The following is a 4,490-nucleotide window of genomic DNA, read 5'->3' as shown; positions in this document are numbered from 1 at the left end:
GGTCGGGGTCCAGAACCGCCGCCGCGCCCGCGGCGAGCGGGAAGAACAGCGAGTTGCCGATCCCGTAGGCGAAGAACAGCTTGGCGACCGAGTAGCAGCGGTCCGCCGGGGTGATGCCGAGGACCTGGCGGCCGTAGGTCTCCACGACGTGCCGGATGTTGGCGTGGCGGTGCATCGCGCCCTTGGGCGTCCCGGTCGTCCCGGACGTGTAGAGCCACAGTCCGCTGGAGTCGCCGGAGGTCGGGTACGGGTCGCGGACCGCGCCGTCCCGGGCGCGTCCCGCTGCGGCCAGGTCGTCGAAGGCGTCCACCCGCACCCCGTCCGGGGCGCGGAGGGCGCCACACCCCTCGGCGACCACGTGCCGGACGCCCGGCGCGAGCGCGAGCGCGGCCTCCGCGGGCACCGCGAACCGGTCGCTGACCAGCAGGATCCTGGCGCGGGCATCGCTGAGAAGGCCGGCCAGCTCCGCCCCGGTCAGCATGGTCGACACCGGGACCGGGACGGCGCCGAGCCGCATCGCGCCCAGGATCGCGGCGGCCATCGAGGGGCCGTCGGCCATGAACAGCACCACGCGCTCCTCGGCGCGCACCCCCCACGACTCCAGCCCGGCCGCGACGTCCGAGGCGAGGCCGGCGAGATCGGCGTACGTGAGGTCGCCCCCCGGGCCGGTCAGCGCGGTCCTGGCCGCGGTGTCCGGATGCTCCGCCGCCCGGAGCAGGTAGTCGGCGGCGTTGAACGCGCCGGACGGGGCGGGGGCGGTCGCCGTTTCCGCGGTCATCGGGGGCTTCCCTTCGCCGTGAACCGTGTCACACATGCTCTACAGGGGAAAAACGCAAGTCAATAGACTTGTGGAATGACGGTGCCGCGCGGCGGGTGCCGCGATACTGGACGCCGGCCGCGCGGGGCCGCACCGGACGGCGGTGCGTAGGACCGGCCGGGAGGGAAGGCGGATGTCCGGGAGTGACGGGCCCGTGAGCGAAGCAGACGCGGGGCGCGGCGGGCCGGAGTTCCGGCGGCGCCGCGAGCTGGGCGCCGCGAGCGCCCGCTCGCTGCTGCTGACGGTGCTGGGCGAGTTCGTCCTCCCGGCGGGCGAACCGGTCTGGACGGCGGCGTTCCTGCGGGCGCTCGGGCTGCTCGGGGTGGAGGAGAAGGCCGTCCGGCAGGCCCTGGCCCGCAGCGCCGGCGAGGGCTGGATCGAGGGCGAGCGGCACGGCCGCCGCACCGCCTGGCGGCTCACCCCGTCCGGGGAGCGGCTCCTCACCGACGGCACCGAGCGCATCTACGGCTTCGGCCGCCCGGCCGGCGCGTGGGACGGGCGGTGGCTGATCGTGCTCGCCGGCGTCCCCGAGACCAGCCGCAGGCTCCGGCACCTGCTGCGGACGCGGCTCGCCTGGAGCGGGCTCGGCAACCTCGCCCCCGGCGTGTGGGTGAGCCCGCATCCCGGGCGCCGCGCCGAGGTCCGGGAGGTGCTCGCGGAGATCGGCGTCGCGGACACCTCCACGCTGTTCACCGGGCGGCTCGGCGACCTGGCCGAGGCGCGGCACGTGGCCGCGCAGGCGTGGAACCTGGACGAGATCGCGCTGGCCTACGACGACTTCCTCGACGCCGTGGGCGCCCTGGCGCCCGCCGACGACCCCGGCACGTTCGCCGCGCACACCAGGCTCGTCCAGGAGTGGCGCCGGTTCCCGTTCCTCGACCCGGGCCTGCCGGCTGAACTGCTCCCGGCCGACTGGAGCGGCTCCCAGGCCCGCGCCCTCTTCCACGAGCGCCACGACACCTGGCGGCCCGTCGCCGACCGCCAGTGGAAGGCGATGGCGCAGGCGTAACGGCACGGACGCGCCCGGGCTAGCCTTCGGCGGGCGGCGTCAGCCTGAGCAGGTTCACCGTGCCCTCGGCGACGACGCGGCCCTGCTCGTCGGTCATCGTCGAACGCCACGTCAGATGGTCGTCCACCCGGTCGACCGGCTGGGCGCGGGCAGTCAGCCTCCCCTCCCGCACGGCCCGGATGAACCGGGTGTGGTTGCTGACTCCGACGACCTGGCTCTCCAGCCCGACCGTCAGGGCCGCGCCCATGCTGCACACCGTCTCGTTGATCGCGCAGTACACGCCGCCGTGGACGATGCCGTACGCCTGCATCAGCTTGTCGGTGACCTCCAGCTCGGCCACGACCTCCCGCTCGGACGCCTCGATCACGAGCAACCCGAGCGTCCTGTCCAGTGGACCCGCGTAACCGACCCGTTCGACCATCATCCCCAGAAGCTATCCAGCGCCGAAATGCCCGTCAACGGACCCGTTCCCCGGTTAGGGCCCGGCTCGCCGGGAAGGGGGCCAGCGGGCACCCGGGGATAGGAGGTCATGGGATGAGCAGCCTCGTGGGCCGGAACCTGCTGGCGGGACCCGAGCCCGATGTGACCGAGAACTCGGGTTATACCGACCCGCCCCCCAGGATGGGCTTCTTCACCGACACGTCCGTGTGCATCGGCTGCAAGGCGTGCGAGGTGGCCTGCAAGGAGTGGAACGCCATCCCCGAGGACGGCCTCGAGTTCACCGGCATGTCCTACGACAACACACAGGGACTCGGCGCCGACACCTGGCGGCACGTCGCGTTCATCGAGCAGAACAAGCCCATGGGCCAGGCCCAGGCGGGCGTCGAGCACGCCGGCGCCGCCGGCGGCGGGCCCGCGGACATGCGGTGGCTCATGGCCTCCGACGTGTGCAAGCACTGCACGCACGCCGCGTGCCTCGACGTGTGCCCGACCGGCTCGCTGTTCCGCACGGAGTTCGGCACCGTCGTCGTCCAGGAGGACATCTGCAACGGCTGCGGCTACTGCATCCCCGCCTGCCCGTACGGGGTGATCGACCAGCGCAAGGGCGACGGCCGGGCCTGGAAGTGCACGATGTGCTACGACCGGCTCGGCGGTGGGCTCGAACCGGCGTGCGCGAAGGCGTGCCCGACCGACTCGATCCAGTACGGGCCGCTGGACGAGCTGCGCGAGCGCGCCGCGCTGCGCGTCGAGCAGTTGCACGACCTCGGGGTGGAGGATGCGCGCCTGTACGGCGAAGATCCCGGCGACGGCGTCGGCGGCGACGGCGCGTTCTTCCTCCTGCTGGACGAGCCGGAGGTGTACGGGCTGCCGCCCGACCCGGTCGTCACCACCCGCGACCTGGGGTCCATCTGGAAGCACGCGGGCATCGCGGCCGCGGCGCTGCTCGGCGGGCTCGCGGCGGTCTTCACCGTCCACGGCCGCGACGGAGCCGGGCGATGAGCGGGGACGGGACGAGCGAAGGCGCAACGGGCGAGGGCGGTCCCGGCGTGAGCAAGGAGGGCCTGCACGGGGAGCGGCCGGGGCGCGAGGCCGAGATCGGGAGGGGCCTGGCCCGCCGGAACGGGCGGCGCGGCCGCCGCCGGGGCGAGCAGGCGATGGTGCCGGAGGCGGAGTTCACCTCCTACTACGGCCTGCCCATCCTGAACCCGCCGACCTGGAAGGCCACGGACATCGCGGGGTACTTCTTCCTCGGCGGCCTGGCGGGGGCCGGGTCGGTGCTGGCCGCCGGCGCGCAGCTCACCGGGCGGCCCGCCGCCGCGCGGGCGATGAAGATCTCCTCGCTGGCGGCCATCGGCGGGTCCACCGCGCTGCTGATCCACGACCTCGGGCGGCCCGCGCGGTTCGCCAACATGCTCCGGGTCATGAAGCCCACCTCGCCGATGAGCATGGGCTCCTGGCTGCTGGGCGCCTACGGCCCGGCCGCGGGAGCGGCGGCGGTCCTGGACGCGACCGGGCTCTTCCCCCGTCTCGGCGCCGCGGCGACCGCCGGGGCCGCCGTCCTGGGCCCGCTGGTCGCCACCTACACCGCGGCGCTCGCCGCGGACACGGCGGTGCCCTCCTGGCACGACGTGCACCGGGAGCTGCCGATGGTGTTCGCCGGCTCGGCCACCTCCGCCGCTGCCGGGATGGGGCTGGTCGTCTCCCCCGCCCGCGAGGCCGCTCCGATGCGCACCGCCGCGGTGTTCGGCGCGGTGCTGGAGCTGGCGGCGGCGAAACTGATCGAGCATCGAGCCGGGCTGGTCGCCGAGCCGTACAAGACGGGCAAGGCCGGCAGGTACATGCGCGCGGGCGAGATCCTGACGGCCGCGGGCACCGCCGGGGGCGTCCTGCTCGCCGGGCGCGGCCGCACGGCGGCCGCGCTCAGCGGGGCGGCGCTCCTGGCGGGCTCGGCCTGCACCCGTTTCGGCATCTTCCACGCCGGCGTGCAGTCGGCGGAGGACCCCAAGTACACGGTGGTCCCCCAGCGGGAACGCCTCACCGCCGCCGCGAACGAGTCAGGGAACGGAGCGCGGAACGGGAGCGGATGACCCCCGTCGACTTTCTGCAAGTCGACTGAAATCTTGCGCAAGCTCTTGACGCTAATGCAAGAAGAGAGCATTCTCACGGTGCATCGCGGACGGCCGTCCCCACCCCCCCTCGGGCGTCCGCGATGCACCGTGAGAA

The 4,490-nt window shown here is 74.1% G+C and carries 5 protein-coding genes; 3 read left to right on the top strand and 2 right to left on the bottom strand.

Going from position 1 to position 4,490, the window contains the following annotated elements; genetic code table 11:
• The coding region (locus tag E1266_RS35865) for an AMP-binding protein (RefSeq protein ID WP_165966351.1) at positions 1–778 on the bottom strand (778 nt) is incomplete at its 3' end.
• A 193-nt stretch (positions 779–971) separates the two neighbouring features.
• Here E1266_RS35865 and E1266_RS35860 point away from each other — a divergent pair.
• A complete protein-coding gene (locus tag E1266_RS35860) occupies positions 972–1,826 on the top strand; it encodes a PaaX family transcriptional regulator C-terminal domain-containing protein (RefSeq protein WP_207946127.1) in 855 nt (284 codons plus the stop codon).
• A 19-nt stretch (positions 1,827–1,845) separates the two neighbouring features.
• Here E1266_RS35860 and E1266_RS35855 read toward each other — a convergent pair whose 3' ends face one another.
• Positions 1,846–2,250 carry a PaaI family thioesterase gene (locus tag E1266_RS35855; protein WP_132054830.1) on the bottom strand — a complete coding sequence of 135 codons (405 nt, stop codon included), beginning with the start codon at positions 2,248–2,250 and terminating at the stop codon, positions 1,846–1,848.
• A gap of 197 nt (positions 2,251–2,447) precedes the next feature.
• Here E1266_RS35855 and E1266_RS35850 point away from each other — a divergent pair, with 197 nt between their 5' ends.
• Together E1266_RS35850 and nrfD are read left to right on the top strand one after the other, a co-directional pair.
• Complete coding sequence (locus tag E1266_RS35850) at positions 2,448–3,266, top strand: 4Fe-4S dicluster domain-containing protein (protein WP_243719308.1); 819 nt, start codon at positions 2,448–2,450, stop codon at positions 3,264–3,266.
• Positions 3,263–4,354 carry an NrfD/PsrC family molybdoenzyme membrane anchor subunit gene (gene nrfD, locus E1266_RS35845; protein WP_132054826.1) on the top strand — a complete coding sequence of 364 codons (1,092 nt, stop codon included), beginning with the start codon at positions 3,263–3,265 and terminating at the stop codon, positions 4,352–4,354. The genes E1266_RS35850 and nrfD overlap by 4 nt, the downstream gene beginning before the upstream one ends.
• Positions 4,355–4,490 lie beyond the last annotated feature (136 nt).

It is taken from the genome of Actinomadura sp. 7K534, from assembly GCF_004348575.1.
Classification (GTDB): domain Bacteria; phylum Actinomycetota; class Actinomycetes; order Streptosporangiales; family Streptosporangiaceae; genus Spirillospora; species Spirillospora livida.
The sequence above is the reverse complement of the archived record's forward strand: the minus strand, read 5'-3'. Positions and strand labels throughout refer to the sequence as shown.